Origin of the sequence: Tautonia plasticadhaerens, assembly GCF_007752535.1 — a bacterium.
GTDB lineage: Bacteria > Planctomycetota > Planctomycetia > Isosphaerales > Isosphaeraceae > Tautonia > Tautonia plasticadhaerens.
The window spans coordinates 5,911,091-5,932,126 of the sequence record NZ_CP036426.1; the positions used below are offsets into that span (position 1 = coordinate 5,911,091).

Genomic DNA, 21,036 nt, shown 5'->3' on the forward strand with positions numbered 1-21,036 from the left:
GCCGCTACTGGGACAATCGGCCACGGTGGGCCTGAGCCCGTCGATCCACGCAAGGTGACGACCATCACGGAGGGATGCCCATGACTGTGCTGACCCGCAAGCGGAACGAGACCGTCGTCATCGGTGACGACATCTCCGTCACCGTCGTCGATATCCGTGGCGACAAGGTGCGGCTGGGCATCGACCACCCCAAGGGCGTGAGCGTCCATCGCCGGGAGGTCTACGAGGCGATCCGCCCCCAGTCCGGGAGTCCTCCGCCCAAGCCGACGACCGGACCAGAGGCAGGTCAGCCGACGACGATCGCCCTCGCCGACCGGCACGTCGCCCTGCTCGACAGGCTCCGCTCCACGATCGAGGGCCGTGGCGGCACCGCCCCGAGCCGGGAGGAGGCCCTCGGTGCGATCCTCGACGCCTTCGAGTCGGCCCAGGCGTCGGTGGCCGAGGCGACCCTGCTGGCCCACCTGGAGGGGACTCTCGACGAGGATCATCGGGACGGTGGCTGACCGGGAGCGACTCCATGGGTCGCAGCCCCCGACCGCCCGGTCCGGGGCTCTTCCTCGTCATCCCAGGAGGAACAGCACGATCAGGCCGACGATGATCAGGAACCCGATGCGGCGTTCCCGCTCGACCAGTTGCCTCGGCGTCATGAATCCTCCGCTCGTCTGCCGACCGGCCTGCCGGCACGGTGCGGCCGGGCTGGTCACATCCGATTCAGTAAAACCACGGCCCCGGCCCTCCTCCTCGGCGAGCAAGCCTCGACGAGGAGGGCCTGCTTCCCCTGGCGTCGGACGATCGGTCGTCAGCCCCGGTGCGGCTCGAATCCGAAGTAGTACCTCGGCGAGCCCTGGAACATGACGCTCCACTTCACGCCGTCGGCCCGGCGGCGGACGGCGACGAGCGGGGCGGCAAAGCCGAGCACATCGAAGTCGGCCTGGAGCTGGGCGGTGTCCCAGACCTGCCCGTACTGTTGCTCCAGGTGCTCACGGATTCCGGGGGCGGCGTTGATCTCGGCCAGCATCTCACGGCGGATGTCCTCGGTCGGGTCGATCATGGTAGTCGTCCTCATTAAGGCACCAGAAAGAAGCTACGTCTTCCGTGGCCTGCCTCGCTTACGAGGGATCTTCACGAACCACTTCTCAAGCGACGGCAGGCGGATCACCTCGGCCTCCAACGCCTCCATCTCCTCGGGCTTCAGCCTGACCCCCTTGGCGTAGGTCGTCTCCACCAGGCTGACCACCGGGTGCTTCCGCTTCCAGGTCATCGATCGGGCGAATCCCAACACCGCCTCCACCGAGTCCAGCAGCGACCCGTTCCAGTGCATCTCCAGCACGCCCCAGCACCGCTCGATCGGGTTGTACTTGCTGTGGTACGGCGGGTAGTACGCCAACTGCACCACCAGGCGATACTTGCGGGCGAAGGCCACGATCCGCTTGAGGAACTGGCTCCGCCGGCTGTGGTTCTCCGGGCCGTTGTCCAGGTTGATCACCAGCGTCTTGACCCGCAGGAACCGCAGGCGGACGCCCTCCCACCATTGCTCCAGGCGATCGGCGATGAAGTCGCTGGTGACCTTCGACCGGGCCATGTACAGCCACAGGTCGTCGTGCTCGGGCAGGAAGATGCCGAAGGGGGTCAGCGTCGCCACGGGCTTGAAGTCGTGATCCGCCGCCTTCGTGCCGGTCCGGCTCCGGCCCCGCCGTGAGAAGGGGCCGACATGCACCGTCGCCTTGGCGTCGATCGAGAGCCGCAGGGTGCCCCTGGCCCGATCCGCCTCGGGGTTGACCGCCTTCAGTTGATCGAAGATGGCATCGGTCTGCGGGACTCTTTTTGGGGGCGGCACTTGGCCACCCTGGAGAGGCGATAGCCCAGCAGGTTCAGCTTGGTGTTGATGGTCTGCTGGGTGGGCAACTCCTCGTCGGTGTAGCCCTTCGTGGCGATCAACTGGCGTCGGACCTCGGCGGCACTGATCCGGGTGAAGAGCCCCTTGGTCTGGAACTTGGGGTCGGCCTGGCTCTGCCCGTCGGCGATGCTGCGGATGTCATCGAGGAGTCGGGGCAAGTGCTCCTCGGCGGGCTTGCGACGGCGGGCCGAGAAGGCGTCCACGCAGGTCATGCCCGAGCGGAGTTCGTGCGTGCCCTTGCGGATGGTCTCCCGGCACCAGCCGAGATGCTCCTGGGCCCAGCGTTGTCCACCCCGCCCCATCGCTGCGACGGTCTTGGCCATGAAGACTCGCTTCGGACTGCCCTTGAGGGCCTTGGCGGCATCGATGAGGACGGGGATCATCTCGGGGCTGGGCCGCATCTGCGTATCTCCTTGATCTCCTGGTGCGAAGGTCTCAGGATACGGAAGAGTTTTGTCCTTTCAATCCCCTAAGACCGCATGATGAAGAAGCGGTCGGTCTTCTCGTCGCCCTCCTCGCCCTGAACCGCCTTGGTGATCGGCGACCAGAAGACGATTGTCGTGCCCCAGCGGCCCGGCGGGACGTGCGACGGGCGGGGCATCACCTTGCCGCCGAGGTCTTTCCACTGGCGGAATGTGCCCCACCACTTCGAGGTGAGGTCGTGCCGAGCCGACGCCAGCTCCAAAAGGATCGGGTTGATCCCCCGGTAGGGCTTCTTGCTGACGACGTTGGCGGGGGAGCCGGCGTTGGGGCCGACCCGCCAGGGCCGCCGCCAGGGCGGGGTGTTGCCGCTCTCCAGGGCGGCGATGATCTGCTCGGTGATGGACGCTCGAAGTTGCTGCTGGCTCGCCATGACTGGCCTCCGGGTCGGTCGTGGTTGGTTATCAACGACCGATCCGCAGGTGTCGGGGGACAGAAGGACCATCTCGTCGGGACTGGCAGTCGGTTAATAGCACTGAGGAAGGAGGGATTGTATCCGAGGCGGTCCTGCCCGATCGGTCCCCGTCGGGTGAGGGTGACGGGATCACGGCAGCGACGTATTGATAACGGAAGGTGTACCAGACGCAGGCATCCTGACACCGGCGGAGGCGTTCTTATGGCGTCGGATCGACTTCCCATGAGATCGAGAGGCGATGCCCGATCCACGTCCGAGGCAGCCGGTGGGCGGAAATTACTGGTTCCTGACCCTGACCGATGGCCAATTGAACTGGGCCGTGCTGACGACCCGAGCGGGTCGTGGAAGCCCTCGGGGTTCGCTTCGTCGACCGTCGCTCTCCTCGAAGGCGAACGTAGGCCGGTCCCGGAGCGGGGTGCAAGTCGCCGTGATCCGAGCGGCCCATCGTCGTATCGACACCGCCGGACGTGCAGGCGTTTGTTGAGCGGGATCGCCCCCGGTGATCGTACCGGAAGCCGAGAACACGAGTCGCACGGGCCGAGGGCCGATGGGGCCCGGAAGGGGCGGCAGCGAGCGGCGGCGGGGCGGCGAGGAGCTTCTGTCGTGCAGGCGATCATCGCCACCGTGAGCCGTCGCTTCGCAAGGCGAGTGCTGGCAACCGGAGCACAGGCGGGGCGTCACTCCGGTTCGTGCCGACGATGGTCGGTGCGGCCGGGCGTCACCAATGTTGGTGCTGAAGGGGGATGGATACAACAGGCCGGCCCCCGGCCATCGTGCTGGTGATGGACGGCGGCAACCGACGCCACGATGTCCTCGCCCTGGTGATAGCTTGCTTCGACTGTCGACATCCAGGCATCGAGTTGATGATGGCTTGCCTCGACAGGCGACACCAAGTCCTCGTCCTGATGATGGCTGGCTGCGATGGGCATCTCCGTCCTTCGTGCTGGTGATGGCTTGGTTCCACAGTCGATGCTTGTGTGTCACCGTGATCCGGGCCGGCGTTAGCCGGCCTTCTGGTGCCGAAGGCACGGTCCTCCGAGTGATGACTCAAGTCATGATCCAAGAGTCACTATAGAGAGTTATTATTGTGACCAGTTATCCACCTCAAGCGATCAGTTATCCACCTCAAGTCGATCAGTTATCCACCCCAAAATGGTCAGTTATCCACCCGAACTGAGGTGGATAACTGACCGCCCCTCATTGCTGGTCGATCAGCACCGGCCTCTGGCTTGCGGCGAGTCGCTGCCCGGTGACCTTCTTGAGCAGGTGGAAGCAGGAGTCGTGGACGCCCTTGCCGCCGTGGACCTGGACAGCCTCGTTCCAGTGCGCCTCCCAGGCGAGGGCGACGAAGTTGAACGCCCGGTCGGCGTCAGTCAGCATGGGCAGGACGCCCGCCCAGTACTCCCGGACCTCTCGGCGGGTGAACCGCCCGGCGAGCATGACATCCGCCTTCTTCCCGAGGATGTCCGCCAGGAAGTCCCAATTCTCTCGACTGTCGGCGGGGTAGGCCCGGCACACCAGGGCGGCGAAGTCGATCGCCGACTCCTCCTCAGCCTCCCGATGCTTCTCCTGCTGTGTCTGGCTCGTGCCCTTCCGCTTCCGGTCCTGCCACCAGGCCGACGCCTCGGCGGTCGGCGCCAGCAGCGTGAAGCCATCGCTACGGGCCATGACCAGGCCGTTGCCGGCGAGCCGCCGGATCGCCGCCTTGAGGGTGTCGAGGCTGCACCCGAGCAGCGCCTTGAGGCCACGATTCGCCTGCCCGACGACCTCCGGCGTCCCCTTGCCCAGCGAGTAGAGCAGCCACAGGACGGCATTGTCCATCTCGGTCAGGTGGCCGCCCCGGTTCCAGCGGGTCCGCCGGGCCTGCTCGGTCAGCGGGTAGAGCCGGTACGTGGGCAGGCACTCCCACCAGCGTTCGCCCTCGTGCCGCCGGCCGAACCAGGAGGCCGTCTCGCCCATCGGTTCGACGGCGACGTGGCCCCGCCCGCTCCGGGCCGCCAGGCCGTGCGCCACCAGCGACTTGGTGGCGGCTGAGACGGTCTGCGGGTCGAGGCCGAGGGCGTCCGCCAGGTCGCCCCGGAGCACGGGCTTGCCGTCCCTCATCTTGTAGACGAGCCGGCTGGACACGAGCCGCTGGTGATGGGAGAGCGGGCAGGTCTTGGTGCAGGTCAGCATGCGGATGTATCGCTTGCCGGCCCACCACTCGTCATAGAGCATCTTGCTTTTATTCGATGATTTATTATGATCTGCCATAGATAGGTTGAAGGTTATTCAGGGTTGAATCGAATCCGAAAGGCCGCAGGGACTCCACCTCCCTGCGGCCTTTCTCGTCAGGCGACGGTCACCGGGCGTCACTGTTCCCTTCCTTGGGTCCGTAGAGGCTCACGAGGAGATCCATGTCCTCCTGGTTGTAGTACAGCCGTCGCCCGTCCGGCCCGGTCGTGCGGGTCGGGGTCGGGAAGCGTCCCGTGCGGACGTGCCCGTACAGCGTCCGGTAGGGGATCTCCAGCCTCCTGGCGAGGTCGGCCAAGGTGTAGTAGCCCAGTCGGTCCTTCAGTGCGGTCGTCATCGTCCAGCCCTCCGTCCTTGGATATTGCATTCTATAATCAATATAGTAGCGCAACTCAAATAATAGGTGGAAAATGTGGACGTGCCCTGTTCCTCATCCCGAAGGCTCGTTCGGGGCGGCGATGTCGGGAGTTGCGTTCGCAGGGCGGGGTTGCGGCACGGCCCCGTCGGGATGGACGGCTGGGGCCGAAACCGCAGGATGCGATGGGGGAGCGAAGACCTATCGTGTCCTGGATTCAAGGGTATGGCGATGAGGCATCGAGGCATCCTGCTCGCCCTGGGGGCGGGCCTCCTGGTCGGCTCCTCCTCGGCAGGTCTGGTCGGAGCCGTGGATCACGACGGCGGCACGGGGCTGTTCGACGGGCTCAAGGTCGGCCAGCCGGTCACGCTCAGGGATTTGGGCTTGGCCTACGAGGTCGGCGTGATGGGCGACCGGTTCCCGACCGGCTAGGTGGTCGCCGAGATCGGGCCTGACTTCCTCGTGGTCAGGGACGTGGCCGGGGCCGTCGAGACCCGCATCCCCGTGACCTCGATCAAGGCGGTCGTCCGGGTGGCAATCGAGCTGTGAGCCGATCTGATGGTCTACCCTCCTCGCCAACCTTGTTGAGGCCGATGCGGCACGACGTTCTCGTCACTCGGGCAGAGGAGTTGACATCCTCATCGCCGTCACCGACAATCGAATGACAATTTGGTGCCCTCCTGCGATGGGAACCCGGTCGTAGGCATTCAGGGGCAGGGCAACGATCGACGCAACGTCAAGCGTCGGAGCGGTGCCCTGTTTTTGTTTGCGTCCAACTTCGCCGGGGAGGCACGCAGATGTCCGCACAGAACGGCTACGAGCAGTTCATCAACGACGACGAGGGCTATCTCCGCTGGCTGGGGGAGCACCCACACGGCCTCGTCGTCAACTCTCACCGAGCCCCGACGAGCAGCTACCTGATCCTGCACCGGGCCTCATGCGAACACATCAACATCCCGGAACGCACGAACTGGACGACGACGGGCTACATCAAGACCTGTTCGACGGACTTGGCCGCCCTCGCCGAGTGGGGCGGGCGTGCGACCGGCGGAGCCCTCATCCCCTGCGGGGCTTGCAAGCCGCCGATGACGCCGGGGCTGGAGCCGCCGTCCCGACATCCTGCGGTCGCAGTGACGCCGGCCTCGGCCCCCATTGGGGCGCCAAAGCCTCCGATCGTGCCACCGCCGCCGGAGGGCAGGCGGTCACTACCGCCGGAGATCTCGACGGGCTGCCCGGAGCTGGACCGGGCGTGGGCCTCCTACGCCACGATGATCCTGGACCGCTCGCAGATCCTCATCTCCGACACGGACGACGACCTGACCTGGCACGCCTTCCTGGCCCACAGCCTTGACATGCAGGGCTTCCGGGCGGCCGAGTTCGCCGGGATCGATCCGCTGACGAGGGTGGCCCCGGAGTTCGTGCCCCTGAAGGCCAGGGGCATCGGCGTGCCGGAACTGGCCTCGCTCTGGGACGTGCCGGATATCCGGCAACACCTGCTGTCCGGGGTCGGGGGCTTGCCGCTGGAGGCGACCTTGGGCGTGCTGCGGGATCACGGCGGGGCGGTCGGCTCGTCGCTCGCCGAGGCGTTCGATCACTTCCCGTGGAGGAAGTTCCACTGGTCGGCGAGGGCGTTGCTCCAGAATTCGTCAGCCCTCAAGCCATTCGATCACTCGTTCCGACGATGGCTCGCTCACGAGTGCGACGACCTCGGCGTGTCCCAGTTCCCGCCCGGCGACTTCCGGCGGGGCGTGACGCAGGCAGGGGCCGTGCTGCCGCTGGAGCGGGCGTTGCGGATGCGGCTGGAGCGGACCTTCTACATGGTCGGCCCGGCGATGTCGGCGTACATGCTGTGCGACTGGCAGCTCTGGCTCTGGCGGGAGGGCCGCACGGCGGTCTTCGCCAACTTCAAGCTCGACTCGTTCCACGAGGCGTTCGTCAAGAAGTTCGGCCGGGGCGTGATCCCCGCCGACGAGGCCGGGTTCGCCCGGTGGTGGCTCGGGCTCTTCCCCGAGTTGCCCCCGAGGCTGGCGAACGAGTGCATCTGGCTGGCCGTGGAGGGCAAGCAGGTGAACCCCTGGTGACCCCTCACCGGCCCTCGGCATCCCGGTCCACGCCCCCGTCCGGGATGCGGTAGGACGCCGCCAGCCAACCGAGCTGTTCGCCGCCCTCGGTCGTCGGGATTTCGCCCTCGATCAAAGACTCGGAGGCGAGACGCCCCTCCGGCCCGAAGGCCACGGAGGCGTATTCCCTGGTCCGGGGCTGATCGGCGAGGAAGTTATTGGCGTGGACGAAGGCGAGCGGCGGCGACGTGCCGTCGGGATACGGAGTCCGCCTGGTGACGGTCCGGGCCATCGTCTCGCCCACACCGCCGACCCGGCCCACCTTGGCGAAGCCGGTCATCTTCGACTGCGGCCAGTAAGGGCTGTGGGCCGGGTTCAGGGCGACCCAGCCGTGCTCCAGCGCCTCGGCCAAGACAGGGCCAGGGCGAGCGAGCGTCGAGAGGCCCCGTCCCCTGGTGTTCAGGGCGTTGTTCTCGCCGCAGATGAGCAGGATCAGGCGGGTCCGGCGGCCCCGGAGGCGCAGGACGCCGCCCCCGGCCCCGAGCACGGAAGACAGCAGGTCGTAGCAGGCCGCCTCGTCGCCGCCCCGGACGACGATCTGCTCCGACCGGATCGGGCCGCTCCGGGCCTCTCTGTCGCCATGGTTCAGGAGCCATCGTGCGGTGCGTCCCGTGTCGTTGATGACCTCGAAGAGGACGGGCGACCCTCCCGTCCTGGCCCGGATCGCTCCTGGGGGTGGTTCGGCCGAGAGCGTCCGTCCCGAGGCGAGCAGCAAGTCCCACGGCTCCGGGTGACGGTCACGAAGCCGTCCCAGGGTCGTGAGGAAATCCTCGGGGCAAAGGAGGTTGCCGCCCCGCCGGGGCACGGACCAGGAGAGGGTCACGAGCCGCAGGGAGTCTCCAGCTTCGTTAGAAGCCCTGACAAAACCGGGTGAATCACATCACATCCTGGTGGAGGATACGGAAGCAGATGACACAGGCCGCCAGGGTCGTCCAGGCGTCCTGGATCACCCCCAGCCGGTCGTACCGCACCCGCATCCGCCGCAGGCCCTTGATCCAGCCGATCGTCCGCTCCACCACCCAGCGGACCTTGCCCAGCCCGCTGCCGTGCGGTGTCCGACGCTTGGCGATGTGCGGCTCGATGCCCATCCAACGCAGTAACGCCCTCGTCCCCTCGCTGTCGTAGCCCCGGTCGGCATACAGGTCATCCGGCAACTGCTTCGGCCTGCCCGGTTTGCCGGCGACGCTCGGGAAGTCGAGCACCAGCGGGATGATCTGGCGGTGGTCGCTCTCGTTGGCCCCGGCGGTGCGGATCGCCAGCGGCACTCCGGTGCGACTGACCATCACCGTGTGCTTCGTGCCCTTCCTGCTGCGGTCGACGGGGCTCGGGCCGGTCGCCTCGCCGCCGCCGGAGGCCCGCACCGTCACGCCGTCGACGACCACCGTGTCGGTCTCCAGCTTGCCAGCCTTGCGGAGCAGCCTCAGCAGGTCGGCATGGAGGCGGTCCCAGATGCCGGCCTCCTCCCAGGCCCGCAGCCGGCGATGGGCGGTGCGACCTGAGCAGCCGAGTTCCTGCGGGACATCCTCCCAGCGATTGCCGGTGGCCAGGACGAACCAGATGACACGCAGGGCGACCCGGTGCCCGATCGGCGGACGCCCGCCGTAGGGGCCGATGGCCGGTTCCGGCGGCAGGTGGTGGGCAACCAGATCGAAGAACTCGTCCGGCATGTGGGCGCTCGCCATGGTGGTGTCTCCTTCGGTTCGGAGGAAAACAGCACCAGGGCGCAAACTCCATGCCACACGGTTTTGTCAGGGCTTCTTAGGAGACTCCACCACAATCTCGCCCGCCTCGCCCAGGCCGGGAGGGGGATCAGGTGGGATGGCTTGGTCCTTGTACCTCATCTCGTCCGCCCTCCATCTGCTCTGACCTCAACGTTGCGCCCGCCCCATGATAGGCCAGTGACCCGTATGGCCCGGTACGCCGTCAGCGGGGGCCGCAGCCAGCGAGAGCGTTTCAGGCCCAGCAGCCGACGCACGTGGTCCGGCACCAGAATGCTCTGCACCCGGAGCAACGTCTCGTACCACCACCATCCGAGGTGGCGACGATACCGCCCGTAGGATTCCTTCGAGAGGTCGGAGTAGGCCAGATCCCGCTCCATATGGAGCCGACGGTCCTCCCGCCAGGCGTCGTAGGTCTCGGGCAACTCGGGAATCGCCAGTCCCTCCCCCACCCGGCGGAACACGTCGTAGAGTTCGGCCCGCTCCGCCTCGGTCAGCGGGCGATGGAGCAGCTCGAAGGCCCGCCCCGAGTAGTCGATGAGCATGTAGAGCACGTCCCGGTTCGCCCAGTCCGGGATGGTCTCTCCTCGCTTCCGCTCGACGGCCCCGTGGGCGGCCCGAATGCGGTCGAGGCTGCGGCGGGCCGTGTCTTCATCGACGAAGGCGATGTCCTGGGCGAACCGGGCGGTGGAGAAGAGCCGCCCAAACGGGTCGGCGGGCAACTTGCCGGTGTAGAAGAGCCAATCGACGGCCCGGTTCAGGGCGAACTCGGCCGCCGAGCCGGAGAAGACGAAGAGGATCGTGTCGGCATCGCCCCAGATCGAGCGGACGATGGAATCGGGGCGGACGAAGGGTCGCATCACGTCGCCATCAGGTCGGGGGAGCTGTGGGCCGGCGATGTCCCTGATCGCCCGGCACGGCTGCTCCGTCCATTGTGCCGCCATGGCCCGGATTCGTGCATCGGAGTCGGGGATTCGAGCGATCTCCCGAGCTGCTGGACGCCACGGCACGCAGGTTCGATCCGTCGGTTGGCGTCCTCGACCGATCTGAGGACCGGCCCCCGCCGGCAGGTGTCCTGCCCCCTCGGCCCGCTCCCGGCCGATGCGGACCGCCGGCACGGGCCTGCTGGTGCGCCCGGCCCTCGGACGCTCGCCGCCGGCCCATGCTCCCACCACATCGAGGCCGGCACCCGGCCGCACCCGGCGAGGATCAGGGACGATCGCCGGGACGATTTTGGATGGGATGCCGATCGAGACAGGATCGGCTCACGATGACCGGCGAATCATCGACGGCACCGGACTACCCGACGGGCTTCGTCACCGGATCGGCCTGCTCGGGTGCCGGATTCGGCTTGGCCTTGGGCCGGGGCGGGTCGGACTGCCGGACGGCGCACTGGGGATGGATGCCCCCCGGCGAATAGACGGCCTGATTGCAGACCGGGCAGCGGACCCTGGTCGAGACGGGCGGGGGCGGGGAGTGTTGGTATCTCGTGGTCATCGGCGCCTCCTGGGGGTGGTCGAGGTGGCCTCATGCCGGTGTGCCGGTGGGGCCACCCGGACGAGCGGCCTCCACCGGGGTGAGGGAAGGGCCACCGTGGCAGCCCCTCGGCGTCGAGCGAGCGGCCGAACGGTCAATACCGGCCGCCGCCGCCGTAGCCACCGCCACCGCCCCCATAGCCGCCGCCGCCACGGCCGCCGCCGTAGCCGCCGCCGCCCGAGCGGGGCTCACGGGGCTTGGCCTCGTTGACCGTCAGGTTCCGTCCGCCATACTCGTACTCGTTGAGGGCCTGGATGGCCGCCTGGGCCTCGGCCTCCGTGTCCATCTCCACGAAGCCGAAGCCCTTGGAGCGGCCCGACTCCCGGTCCATGATGACCTGGGCGCTCTGCACGGACCCGTAGTGCGAGAACAACTCCTGGAGGTCGGAGTCGCTGACGTTGTAGGTGAGGTTGCCGACGTACAGCTTCTTGGACAAGATCGGGCTCCGAGGCGGGGATGCGACGACCCGCAGGGTGCGTTCCGGGTCGGGGAAACGTGGCTCAGGGCGAGCCCTTGGGCCGGGACGGCGAGGGAGGGGGCGGAGACCGGATCGGGGAGAACCAGCAGTCGCTTCTCGATCGTCAGACCAACCGACAAGAGAATAACAAGTAATTGAAGAAACGCACAGGAAAATCCGGCCGACACTCACGGGCGGGCCGGGCCATTCGGCCGATATGATCCGCCTCGCCACTCCGGTTCGGATAGAATGACGGTCGGCCGATCCCGGTCCCGACGATGGGAGCCCCGTTCGCCTCGAAGGGCTCGCCCACGACCGGGCGTCGGCGTCGGAGCCCGAGGCAGCGGGATGGCGAGCCGTTCGTCGCCGTCGTCCTGCGGAGCGAGGCCGCAAAGGATAAGATGCCATGGATCGGACCGAAGAGGTCATCGTCGGCCTGTTCTCCCGGTTGAGGGAGGACTTGAGGGAGGAGCCCGGCATCGGCCTGGCGTTGAAGGCGCAGGGCCGCAACGTCACGCTGCGGATTCGGAGCGAGGGGTTTGCCGGCGATGGGCGGCAACCGTTCTTCGCCGTCGTCGTCGGCCTCGCCGATCGGGACGGGGAGTTCCGGGTCTCCTACAATCCGAGCGGAACCCCGTCCGCCGAGCGACAGGTCACGATCGTCGGGGCGGACTCCACCGATGAGTTGCACGGATTGGTCGAGCGCTACGTCGAGGAGGAGCGGCGACGGCTGATCGACCATCGACCGGGAACCTGATCGGCCCTGGTCCGGGTGGCCCTGCCGAGCCATGCCACCACTGAACTCCACCACGATCCCCTCCTCCCTGGCATTGTCACCGGCATCCCGCCGAGGAGGGCCGGGGCGGACGAGGACATGGCGAGAGACTCGAAGTTGCCGACGGTCGCCGGTCCGACTTCTTCACCTCAAGAACAGCGACGTGATCGTCGCCCGGCAGGGCCTGCCGCCCTTGTCCGGCGTGATGGAGAGTCGCAGGTGGGTCACGGCATCGGCGTCCACCTGCCATTCCTCCCGCTCGAAGGTCGTGCCCGGCGGGCTGAAGTTGTACTCCTGCCGCAGCACTTCCCTGTAGTCCTTCCCGCCGTCGGTGGAGAGTGCCAGCTGGAGTTCCTGGGTGCGGGCGACCTCCGGCTCCTCGACCTCCAGGGCAACCCGTCGGATCGTCTGCGGTACGTCGAAGGCCAGGATCAACGTCTGCTCGCCGGGCTCGCCTGCGACCCAGCGGGTTCCCCCAGGGCCTCGACTGCCGTCGAAGGCGTGGTCCACCGGATGCTGGGGGGCCTCGGATGTCACCAGCACGGTGGCCACGGCGGCGATGTCGATCTTGCCCGCCGTGGGGGCCGGAGCCTCCTCGTGAGCCTTGATGATCTGCTTGCGGAGCATGGCCTCTCCTTGCCTATCGGACGGCCTCCACCGAGTCGGCCTCGGCGATCAGCGTCCGCCCGTGCCGGCGACCTCCCGGACCAGGGCGGCGTCCTCGGCGACCTGATCGCCGAACTGCTGGTACATTCCGACGATCACCGCATCGGTCGGCTTGATGCCGGCGAACGCCTCCTCGAAGCACCGCCGCACCTCGGCCGGGCTGCCGATCCGCCGCCCCGCCGCCAGGATCTTGTAGGCGAGGCAAGGCTTGGACGTGGCCTGGATCGCCCGGAACATCCTCGGCGGGTCGGAGGGCAGGTAAATCTCACCCAGCGGCAGGTTCTCGCCGAGGATCTGCCGGGACTCCTCCTTGGGCCGGGTCAGGTAGTAAAGGCAGGTCATGTAGTAGTCGATGTCCCAGCCCTTCTCCTCGGCCGTCTCGATCAGCCTCGGGTCGTGGGCCGACAGGCCGACCAGCACCCCCTGATCCCGGATACGCTTCAGGAGGTCGGTCAGCACGTCGTACTTCTTCTCCCGGTGCAGCCGCTCGTTCAGCGCCCCGTGCGGCGAGATGCCGATCGGCCTCCGCTTGGCGGCGTCGTCGATGTGCTCGGGGTGCCGGTCCCAGTCGGGCTTGCCCAGGCACAGCCAGTGCATCGTCCCGCCGGCCTCCCGGTAGCGGTCCAGATCCGAGAGGGTCCGCTCGGCGTAGCTGTTCTGCCAGGTGTTGATGCCGCACTGCTCGCACCGCTTGAGCAGCTCGACGACCCGCTCGGGCGTATGCCAGTCGGTCAAGTGCTGGCTGAAGAGTTTGTTGTGGTGCGAGTGGCCGTAGATCGGGTTGCCGCCGACGATCAGCCGGGTGACCTCGTGCGGGCCGAGCCGGATCGTCGGCAGCGACGATGCGGAGGCCGGGGGCCGGCCGCCCGCCTGGGCGGCCGGGGCCAGGGCGGCGATGCCGGCGGTGAGCCCGGCGGCCTGGTGCAGGAAGTCCCGGCGGCTGGAGGGGGCGGTGTCGGCGTTCGGGGGGCGGGCGGGCTGGTGGTCGGACATGGGCGATCCTCCCCGGCGATGGGACACGGACCTGCGACCGCCTCAGCATACGTGCCCCGTGGCCCGGCTGCCAGCACGAGCACTCACCCGCCGAGGTCGGGGAGGTGCAGGCGTGTGCCTCCTCCTCGATCCGTCGGAGTCGGCGATGCAGATGCCGTCCAGGCCGGGGTTCAGGGCGGCGAAGCTGCCTCGCCTTCATGCAGGTCGATCTCGGGGTCCGCCACCGGTGGGCTCCCGGCGAGGTGGCAGTCGTCCTCGTCGCCGAAGTCCGTCGGGTCCGAAGGGGGATGGGCTCTCGTCGGGGCATCCGAGTCGGAGGTTCTCCTGCATCCGGCCCGAGGGGGCGTGCTGAAACGATGGGCAGGGCGGCGACCCCGGCGGGATCGGTTCGGCCTGCCCGTTCGAGCGATCACCTCGTCGTAAGCCGAAGGAATGATCGCCTTTCCGGGCGCCACCACCGCCGTCATCCCGACCGCCTCCCCGCCCCCGGTATAGCGTTCGCACCGGGCCGTGCGACCGCATCCCGTCGCCCGGTCGGCCAGGGACCATCCCCATCGGGGGCGGCCCCAGGCGCCACCGGCGGCGAGAGGCGGCACTGACTGACTCATTCGTCCGAGGAATTGACACCGGATGCTCGGATTCCTGATCGATATGGATGGCGTCATCTACCGGGGCGGGCAACTCATCCCCGGTGCGGACCGGTTCATCGCCGGGCTCCGCAAGGCCGATGTCCCCTTCCGCTTCCTGACCAACAACAGCCAGCGCACCCGGCGGGACGTGGCCACCCGGCTGCAACGCCTGGGCATCGACGTGGAGATGGAGCACGTCTACACCTGCGCCATGGCCACCGCCCGCTTCCTGGCCCAGCAGAAGCCCGGCGGCACGGCCTATGTCATCGGCGAGGGCGGCCTGCTCAACGCCCTGCACGAGAACGGCTACGCCATCGTGGACCGTGACCCCGACTACGTGGTCGTCGGCGAGGGCCGCACCATCAGCTTCGAGATGGTCGAGGCGGCCCTGGGCATGATCCTCGGCGGGGCGAAGCTGATCGCCACGAACCTGGACCCGAACTGCCCGACCGAGGGCGGCCTGCGGCCCGGCTGCGGGGCGACGGCGGCGATGCTGGAGGCGGCCAGCGGGACCAAAGCCTTCAGCGTGGGCAAGCCCAGCCCGGTGATGCTGCGGGGCGCCCGCAAGGAGCTGGGCCTGACGACCGACCAGACGGTCGTCATCGGCGACACGATGGAGACGGACATCCTGGGCGGGGTGCAGCTGGGGTTCAGGACGGTCCTGGTCCTCAGCGGGGGCACCCGGCGGGCCGACCTGGGCCGCTACGCCTACCGGCCCGACAAGATCGTCGAGTCGATCGCCGACCTGGACCATGGCGACCTGGTGCGGGAGTTCACCGGGTCCGACGCCCCGCCCCGGCCCCGCAGCGGCGGGCGGGCACGCCGAGAGCCGACCCCGGCGACGACACCGGGATGAGCGAGGGCGACGGTCCGGGGGAGGGCCTCCTTCTCCCCCGGACCTCCCCCGGCACTCGCCCGGTCCAGCCCCTCCTGGACGTATCCCGTCGCCCGCCGCTCGAACTGCTCACCGCCGATCTTCGCCCTCGGCGTCCGGGGATGCCCACGGCCCGCTTCACCCCTTCGTAAGAAAGCCCGTCCCGGACCAGCTTCTTCATCGTCGGCAGGAGCACGTCAGTGCCCTGCTGATTGCCCCCAATCGTCGGCGATCATCGTCCTGCGGCATCGAGCCGGGAGCCGCCACATGCGACCGATGGTTGTTCGGCCCTCTGGCCCCGGCCCGAGATCAGGTCGGCCAGGGCGACGACCGCACTCCTCGGCGTCGGGGCCACGGGCCTCCAGGTCGAGCACCATGCCCGCCTCGGCGGCCAGCCCCAGCAGGCCCAGGACACTCTTGCCGTCGGCCTCGGACCCGCCGCAGCGGACCCGGATCTCGGCGTCGAACCGCTGCGCCAGCCCCACCACCCGGCTGGCGGGGCGCAGGTGCAGCCCGAGGTCGATGCCGACCTCGGTTCGGAGGCGGGCGACGGGCGTCTTCGTCATCATGGTCGATCTCAATCTCAAAGGATCAGCGGGGTTGCGGCGGGTCCACCGCCCCGACGGCTCACGGGAGCCGGGCGGGAGATCCCCCGGTCATGAGGGGCTCGGAACCGAATGGGGTGGACCCTTCTCTCACCGATACCGACGTGGGCAGCTCACCGTCCGATCGATGCCGCACTCAGGCCCGATCGGTCGAGTCCCTTCGGGCATCGGCCGGGGCGACGGTGAGGGCGGGTGTGAGGAGGCATGAGCGAGTGGGTCATGCGATCGGCGTGGTGCATGGCGTTGCGCCTGCCGGGGCTCGACATCGAGCCGCCGGTACGACGATGGAAAGAGCCACGTGACGCCGGGCGACGGGATCGGCCTGGTGCGGGATCGTCGGATGGCATGCAGCATAGGGGCTTCCGGCACACAAGTCAATGACTGGATGCCTGGCATGAGGTTCTCCTTTTACTCCACCCGCCACGGAAGCGTTGTGTCCAACTCTCCCGAGATTTACCTCATACGGAAGTCATGAGGGCTTCGTCGCCGACGACGGACCCAGCTCGCCCCTAAAGGGACTGCTGCCCCGCCCTTCGTCCCGATACAAATCTCCCGTTTTACATTATTGAATCGACAAAAGTGACATATTAATATTTCGCCTGCTCTTGGCCGCCGGGTCCGAACAACGAGGGCCGGGATCGCTCCCGGCCCTCGTCGGTCATGTCATGTCCAGAAAACTCGCAGCGAAATCCGAAGACCTCGCCCTTATATATAAGCGTCATGCCATCAGAAAAAACTCGAAATCGCCGGGTCCGTGACCCGATCTGCTCGTTCCTCAAGTCGCTGATCAGCCCCTACGGCTTCGGCTGGGCCAAGCCCGGCGGCGTGGACCGCTACACCAACGACCAGATGATCGGGCAATACAACCGACTCGGCTTCATGGGCAGCCCCAACAATAGCGACCTCTACGCCCACTTCGCCGGGCAGACCACCTTCTACTTCTGGGCGGATGGCCGCAAGACCACGCCCCGGACGCTCAGCCTGATCGACATTGATTGCCACGGGAGGGGCACCGCCGCATCCGCCAGGGCCTTCGCCGAGTGGCTCGAAGACAACGGTTTCCCCGCCCTCTACCACGAGCCGTCCACGCACGGCAAAGGACGACACGGCTACTTCATCCTCGACAAGGAGGGGCTCGACGACGTGGCGGTCGCCAACCTCCTCAAGCGCCTGGACAAGGTGCTCAAGACGCTGCTGCGCCTCTTCCTGGCGACCCACCCCGAGCACGACATCGAGGATGTCGAGATCAAGGGGACGCCCCACATCCTCACCTGGGCGAAGGGCGAAGGGCGGCAGATCGAGCGCATGAAGTCGGGCCAGTTGGCCAAGTTGCCCAGGGACATCCTGGACCGGTTCGAGGAGTTCCGGGACACGACGGTCCTGTCGATCCAGAAAATCTACGAGCTGGAAGATCGGGCCGAACGGATCGTGATCCCCGGACCCAGGAAGCTGTCGGTTTTCAGGTTGAAAGGTTCCACCCGCAACCATCCACTGTCCACCGAGGAGGCGGAAGCAATCGGCGGCCCCTACCTGGAGTTCGCCCGGACCTGGGTTCCCGAGCCCCTGGCCACGTCGAGCCGTGCGAGGGTCGAGGCCGAGGACGTGGCGATCGGCCTGGTCATTGTGAAAGTTTGCACCTCAAAGTCCAACGCCGATGGCACCCTGCCGACCGCACGGATCAAGGCGATCTGGGGCCGGCTGTACCAGGACGGCGAGGTGGGCCGGGCGTTCGACTACCACCGGTGGAAGGCGATCCGGGACGTGATCGAGGCCCAGGGCGGCCTGGAGATGGTGGATCGGCGGTACTACAGCGGGTTCGTGGCCGACAACGGTCGGTACATCAAGGGCAAGGCTGCGAAGTGGCACATGGCGGGATGGCTGGTCGAGACGCTCGATGAAATCGTCGGATCTGGACAGAGGGCGGAATCGACGACCGGATCGTCATCCGATCAGGATCGGGGGGGAACTTCGCCGGGACAGGAGGAAGATCAGGCCGAGGAGCAAGTGATCTCGATGCCCATCCAGGATCGGGGGGAACTTTGCTGGAACAAGAAGAAGGGGACCAGCCCGACCGCCTGTTCGTTCTGCCCCAGGACATGAAGGGGGGAATACTGCTGGGACAAGGAGCAGAGGACGACGAGCATTCGGGGTTCGACGACAACTGGATCATCGAGTTCCGGCGAGACAACCAGGCCACGATGGGCCTGATCTGGGCCGGGTCGATCCAGGAGACCAGGCGAGAGGCGGGATGATCACGGTCCTCATCACTTCGACGAAGACGCCCGAACCACCACCAGCTCGCCCAGCCTATTGATAATCCGGCTGCTCCTCCCGTGTCATGAGAGCACTTCCTTCGCCTCCATCAATCCGGTTGACTCGGCCGCTCCTGCCCGTTGTTCGCACTCGTAGGATACACTGATGGAGAGTGTGTCACTTCACACCCCACACCAGTAGGGAAGAGCGTCATGGCAACCAGCGGCACCAACGGCACGAGCAAGACGGGCTTCGTCGAGGACTACCTCAAGAAGAACCCCGACGCCAACGAGAAGGCGGTCAACGAGGCATGGCGAGCGGCGGGCCACGAGGGCTCGATCAGCGGCACGCTGATATACAACGTCAAGGGCAAGCTTTTCGGCGGCAAGAAGGCCGCAACGGGCGACAAGGGCACGAAGAAGCCTGCGGCCACCAGGACCACGGCGAAGCGGGCCGCCGAGCCGGTCGAGCAACCTCCGACGAAGGTTGCCAGGCCGAAGGCCCGTGCCGGCACGGGGCCGGAGGATCTGGAGGCCGAGTTCGACCGGCTGCTCTTCCGGGTCATGGAGCGGGACATGCCCGAGGTCGAGGAGCGGATCAGGGAGGCCCGCCGGATGGTGATCCGGGGGCAGCGGTGACCTTCGGATCGGTCCCGCCTCTTCCCCACCCCGTCGAGATCGACCGCTCATGCGATGGTTCGTCGCCCTCCTCGCCATCGTCGCACTCGGCGATGCCGCTCCGGCCCAGTGGGTCGTCCAGGACTCCGGCACGACGGCCCGGCTGCGGGGCCTGTGCGTCGTGAGCGGTCGGGTCGCCTGGGCGAGCGGTGCGGGCGGCACCGTCCTCCGCACCGTGGACGGCGGCGAGACCTGGGAGCCGAAGGTCGTCCCCGACGCCGCCGACCTGGACTTCCGGGACATCGAGGCGTTCGACGAGCGGACGGCCTACGCCCTCTCCATCGGCGAGGGGAAGCTGTCCCGGATCTACAAGACCGCCGATGGCGGGGCGACCTGGACCCTCCGGCACGTCAACCGAGACCCCGACGGCTTCCTCGACGCCATGGCCTTCTGGGACGCCGACCACGGACTCGTCCTCGGCGACCCGGTGGGCGGGCGGTTCGTGGTCCTGGCGACGGACGACGGCGGCGAGACCTGGGATCGGATCGCCGCCGGAGGGATGCCCGAGGCCCTGCCCGGCGAGGGGGCGTTCGCCGCCAGCGGCACCTGCCTCGTCGTGCAAGGCGAACGTCACGCCTGGTTCGGCACGGGCGCCGGCCGGGTCTTCCGCTCCGAGGACCGGGGCCGCACCTGGACGGCCCACGAGACGCCGGTCCGGGCCGATTCGCCCTCCTCGGGCGTCTTCTCGCTGGCGTTCCGGGACGCCGAGCACGGTGTCGCCGTCGGCGGCGACTACGAGCGACCCGGCCTGGCGGGGAGGCTCGTCGCCCTCACCTCGGACGGCGGCCGGACCTGGAGGTCGCCGCAGGGGCCGGAGCCCGGCGGGTATCGCTCCGCCGTCGCCTATCTGCCGGACCTGGACGGGCCGACGCTGGTGGCCGTGGGGCCGACGGGGACGGACTGGTCGAACGATGGGGGCGAGACCTGGGCGAAGCTCGGCGACGAGGGATTCCATGCCGTCGGTTTCGCAGGGCCAAGGGCGGGCTGGGCGGTGGGGGAAGATGGTCGCATCGCCCGGTTCGACGCCGGGGTCGGGCAGGCCGATTCACGGGATTGATGGACCGCCCTCATCACACGCCATCGAGCCAGTGATCCCACAGGGCGGCCTTGCCCGGAGCAGGTTCGCCTTCCCGCCGGGCCGAGGTCGGCTTCCTGTTGGGCGATCCGATGGACAGGCGGACCAGCCCCCCGATGCTGCGACTGGCCGTGATAAGGACGACCAAGGCGACGAGGATGATGGAACCGATGAGGACGGGCAGCATCAGGGCGAAGAAGGCCATGCACACGCCGAAGAGGATTCGCATCGGCCACTCGGCGTCGTAGAAGACGCAGCAGGCGAGGATCGAGATCGGCAGGGCGACGACGATGCCGGCGAGCAGCGGGAGCACCAGGGACGTGACGAGCCACCGGCAGCAATCGCCCAGGAAGTCCCAGATTCCCCGCAGGAAGCGGGGCGGCTCCCAGGCCGGCGGCCCCTCGGGGACCGGGCCTGCGGTCGCCTCCTCCTCGTCGATGATGATGCAGCGGTCACCGGAAGGGAAGCACCGCTGATCCCGCTCGGCTTCGGGGACGCTCGACCGGGGGGCGAGTGCGTGGAGGCCGTAGTAGAGTGCCAGCTCGTCGTGATCATCGCCGCAGCGTCGGCATCGGTATCCCGGCATGGCGTCCGACCCTCCCATCACCTCCCGATGGAACGTCATCCTGAATGGAGACTCACCACCCCGTCACAGTCACATCGGCTCTCCCGACCGGTCATTTGGACGGATCGCACCGACGCTGCCGCCCGGCCAAGGTCTCCCGCTGGCGTCATACTTGCAGCCGGCATGTTACAGTGTGGAGAACGATCCCCAGATTATCCAGTGGAGTCACGATCATGGCCACCGGCAAAGGCGTCAATCAGGGCAAGACGGCATTCGTCCGGGAGCAGCTCACCAGGGACGGCAGCCTCAACGAGGAGGGGATCAACCGGGCGTGGCAGGAGGCGGGCAACGAGGATAACATCAGCGGCTCGCTGGTCTACAAGATCCGGTCCGAGCTGGGCCTGACGGGCAATCGGGGGGCCGCCGGAGGGGCCGGGACGGCGAAGGGCAAGGCCAGGCCGAAGGCCAGACCGGCTGCCGAGCCCGCCGAACGAGCCAGGGCCGAGGACAACGGGCAGAGGGCCTCGTACTCCGAGCCGTCAGCAGCCGTCGCAGTCCCCACCGGCGACAAGGAGCGGGCGCTCGACCGGGTGGAGGACGGCATCGACGACCTGATCGGCGAGCTGAAGGGGCTCGGGGGCATGGACGAGGCCCTGGAGGCACTCAGGAAGGCCAGGCGGGTCGTCGTCCGCAGCCATGGGGGATAACCGACGC

26 protein-coding genes are annotated in these 21,036 nt (G+C 67.8%); 10 read left to right on the forward strand and 16 right to left on the reverse strand.

Features of this window, described 5'->3' with window-relative positions:
• Nucleotides 1-80: 80 nt before the first annotated feature.
• Nucleotides 81-503 (forward strand): carbon storage regulator CsrA, encoded by a 423-nt coding sequence (gene csrA, locus ElP_RS23635; RefSeq protein ID WP_145273943.1) that lies wholly within the window; start codon nucleotides 81-83, stop codon nucleotides 501-503.
• A gap of 57 nt (nucleotides 504-560) precedes the next feature.
• Here the strand turns inward: csrA and ElP_RS23640 are convergent, their stop codons facing one another.
• The 7 genes from ElP_RS23640 to ElP_RS23670 form a co-directional block, all read right to left on the reverse strand.
• Nucleotides 561-752: a hypothetical protein gene (locus tag ElP_RS23640; protein ID WP_145273945.1), complete on the reverse strand. Its 192-nt coding sequence runs from the start codon at nucleotides 750-752 to the stop codon at nucleotides 561-563.
• Between the two features lie 47 nt (nucleotides 753-799).
• Nucleotides 800-1,051: a hypothetical protein gene (locus ElP_RS23645; RefSeq protein WP_145273948.1), complete on the reverse strand. Its 252-nt coding sequence runs from the start codon at nucleotides 1,049-1,051 to the stop codon at nucleotides 800-802.
• 33 nt (nucleotides 1,052-1,084) lie between these two features.
• Nucleotides 1,085-2,298, reverse strand: a protein-coding gene (locus ElP_RS41305; protein WP_390834704.1) for an ISAzo13 family transposase whose coding sequence is annotated in 2 segments (ribosomal slippage) — nucleotides 1,085-1,821 and nucleotides 1,821-2,298 — 1,215 coding nt in all. Because the reading frame shifts where the segments join, the coding sequence is not laid out codon by codon here.
• Between the two features lie 68 nt (nucleotides 2,299-2,366).
• Nucleotides 2,367-2,750 (reverse strand): ArdC-like ssDNA-binding domain-containing protein, encoded by a 384-nt coding sequence (locus ElP_RS23655; protein ID WP_197446317.1) that lies wholly within the window; start codon nucleotides 2,748-2,750, stop codon nucleotides 2,367-2,369.
• A 719-nt stretch (nucleotides 2,751-3,469) separates the two neighbouring features.
• Complete coding sequence (locus ElP_RS23660) at nucleotides 3,470-3,721, reverse strand: hypothetical protein (protein WP_145273954.1); 252 nt, start codon at nucleotides 3,719-3,721, stop codon at nucleotides 3,470-3,472.
• A 268-nt stretch (nucleotides 3,722-3,989) separates the two neighbouring features.
• On the reverse strand, nucleotides 3,990-5,009 hold the full coding sequence (locus ElP_RS23665) for a helix-turn-helix domain-containing protein (RefSeq protein WP_145273957.1): 1,020 nt from the start codon (nucleotides 5,007-5,009) through the stop codon (nucleotides 3,990-3,992).
• Nucleotides 5,010-5,133: 124 nt separating this feature from the next.
• A complete protein-coding gene (locus tag ElP_RS23670; protein ID WP_145273960.1) occupies nucleotides 5,134-5,361 on the reverse strand; it encodes a helix-turn-helix domain-containing protein in 228 nt (75 codons plus the stop codon).
• A gap of 249 nt (nucleotides 5,362-5,610) precedes the next feature.
• On the opposite strand from ElP_RS23670, the gene ElP_RS23675 reads away from it, so the two are divergent.
• Together ElP_RS23675 and ElP_RS23680 are read left to right on the forward strand one after the other, a co-directional pair.
• Nucleotides 5,611-5,811: a hypothetical protein gene (locus ElP_RS23675; protein ID WP_145273963.1), complete on the forward strand. Its 201-nt coding sequence runs from the start codon at nucleotides 5,611-5,613 to the stop codon at nucleotides 5,809-5,811.
• Between the two features lie 365 nt (nucleotides 5,812-6,176).
• The gene (locus ElP_RS23680) at nucleotides 6,177-7,460 is read left to right on the forward strand and encodes a hypothetical protein (protein WP_145273966.1); all 1,284 of its coding nucleotides are present in this window, start codon (nucleotides 6,177-6,179) and stop codon (nucleotides 7,458-7,460) included.
• A 4-nt stretch (nucleotides 7,461-7,464) separates the two neighbouring features.
• Here the strand turns inward: ElP_RS23680 and ElP_RS23685 are convergent, their stop codons facing one another.
• The 5 genes from ElP_RS23685 to ElP_RS23705 all read right to left on the reverse strand — a co-directional run bounded on the left by ElP_RS23685 (nucleotide 7,465) and on the right by ElP_RS23705 (nucleotide 11,189).
• On the reverse strand, nucleotides 7,465-8,322 hold the full coding sequence (locus ElP_RS23685) for a hypothetical protein (RefSeq protein ID WP_145273969.1): 858 nt from the start codon (nucleotides 8,320-8,322) through the stop codon (nucleotides 7,465-7,467).
• 52 nt (nucleotides 8,323-8,374) lie between these two features.
• Complete coding sequence (locus ElP_RS23690) at nucleotides 8,375-9,181, reverse strand: IS5 family transposase (protein WP_145269653.1); 807 nt, start codon at nucleotides 9,179-9,181, stop codon at nucleotides 8,375-8,377.
• Nucleotides 9,182-9,336: 155 nt separating this feature from the next.
• Complete coding sequence (locus ElP_RS23695) at nucleotides 9,337-10,077, reverse strand: oxygenase MpaB family protein (RefSeq protein ID WP_145273972.1); 741 nt, start codon at nucleotides 10,075-10,077, stop codon at nucleotides 9,337-9,339.
• A gap of 439 nt (nucleotides 10,078-10,516) precedes the next feature.
• A complete protein-coding gene (locus ElP_RS23700; RefSeq protein ID WP_145273975.1) occupies nucleotides 10,517-10,714 on the reverse strand; it encodes a hypothetical protein in 198 nt (65 codons plus the stop codon).
• Between the two features lie 133 nt (nucleotides 10,715-10,847).
• Complete coding sequence (locus ElP_RS23705) at nucleotides 10,848-11,189, reverse strand: RNA recognition motif domain-containing protein (protein WP_145273978.1); 342 nt, start codon at nucleotides 11,187-11,189, stop codon at nucleotides 10,848-10,850.
• Nucleotides 11,190-11,616: 427 nt separating this feature from the next.
• Between ElP_RS23705 and ElP_RS23710 the strand changes: the two genes are divergently transcribed.
• Nucleotides 11,617-11,967 (forward strand): hypothetical protein, encoded by a 351-nt coding sequence (locus ElP_RS23710; RefSeq protein WP_145273981.1) that lies wholly within the window; start codon nucleotides 11,617-11,619, stop codon nucleotides 11,965-11,967.
• A gap of 162 nt (nucleotides 11,968-12,129) precedes the next feature.
• Here the strand turns inward: ElP_RS23710 and ElP_RS23715 are convergent, their stop codons facing one another.
• Entirely contained in the window at nucleotides 12,130-12,612 is a 483-nt protein-coding gene (locus ElP_RS23715; protein WP_145273984.1) for a hypothetical protein, read from the reverse strand.
• 48 nt (nucleotides 12,613-12,660) lie between these two features.
• The gene (locus ElP_RS23720; protein WP_145273986.1) at nucleotides 12,661-13,644 is read right to left on the reverse strand and encodes a hypothetical protein; all 984 of its coding nucleotides are present in this window, start codon (nucleotides 13,642-13,644) and stop codon (nucleotides 12,661-12,663) included.
• A 630-nt stretch (nucleotides 13,645-14,274) separates the two neighbouring features.
• On the opposite strand from ElP_RS23720, the gene ElP_RS23725 reads away from it, so the two are divergent.
• A complete protein-coding gene (locus tag ElP_RS23725; protein ID WP_145273989.1) occupies nucleotides 14,275-15,129 on the forward strand; it encodes an HAD-IIA family hydrolase in 855 nt (284 codons plus the stop codon).
• 215 nt (nucleotides 15,130-15,344) lie between these two features.
• Here ElP_RS23725 and ElP_RS23730 read toward each other — a convergent pair whose 3' ends face one another.
• Nucleotides 15,345-15,716, reverse strand: coding sequence for an HPr family phosphocarrier protein (locus ElP_RS23730; protein ID WP_231749232.1), 372 nt, complete (start codon nucleotides 15,714-15,716; stop codon nucleotides 15,345-15,347).
• 756 nt (nucleotides 15,717-16,472) lie between these two features.
• Here ElP_RS23730 and ElP_RS23735 point away from each other — a divergent pair.
• The 4 genes from ElP_RS23735 (at nucleotide 16,473) to ElP_RS23745 (ending at nucleotide 19,739) form a co-directional block, all read left to right on the forward strand.
• The gene (locus ElP_RS23735; protein WP_145273992.1) at nucleotides 16,473-17,852 is read left to right on the forward strand and encodes a hypothetical protein; all 1,380 of its coding nucleotides are present in this window, start codon (nucleotides 16,473-16,475) and stop codon (nucleotides 17,850-17,852) included.
• Entirely contained in the window at nucleotides 17,849-18,004 is a 156-nt protein-coding gene (locus ElP_RS38580) for a hypothetical protein (RefSeq protein WP_197446318.1), read from the forward strand. The genes ElP_RS23735 and ElP_RS38580 overlap by 4 nt, the downstream gene beginning before the upstream one ends.
• Nucleotides 18,005-18,217: 213 nt before the next feature.
• Complete coding sequence (locus tag ElP_RS23740; protein WP_145273995.1) at nucleotides 18,218-18,643, forward strand: hypothetical protein; 426 nt, start codon at nucleotides 18,218-18,220, stop codon at nucleotides 18,641-18,643.
• A 49-nt stretch (nucleotides 18,644-18,692) separates the two neighbouring features.
• Nucleotides 18,693-19,739 (forward strand): WD40/YVTN/BNR-like repeat-containing protein, encoded by a 1,047-nt coding sequence (locus tag ElP_RS23745; RefSeq protein WP_145273998.1) that lies wholly within the window; start codon nucleotides 18,693-18,695, stop codon nucleotides 19,737-19,739.
• Nucleotides 19,740-19,752: 13 nt separating this feature from the next.
• Here the strand turns inward: ElP_RS23745 and ElP_RS23750 are convergent, their stop codons facing one another.
• Nucleotides 19,753-20,382 carry a hypothetical protein gene (locus ElP_RS23750; protein ID WP_145274001.1) on the reverse strand — a complete coding sequence of 210 codons (630 nt, stop codon included), beginning with the start codon at nucleotides 20,380-20,382 and terminating at the stop codon, nucleotides 19,753-19,755.
• Nucleotides 20,383-20,555: 173 nt separating this feature from the next.
• Between ElP_RS23750 and ElP_RS23755 the strand changes: the two genes are divergently transcribed.
• Nucleotides 20,556-21,029: a hypothetical protein gene (locus tag ElP_RS23755; protein WP_145274004.1), complete on the forward strand. Its 474-nt coding sequence runs from the start codon at nucleotides 20,556-20,558 to the stop codon at nucleotides 21,027-21,029.
• Nucleotides 21,030-21,036: the final 7 nt, after the last annotated feature.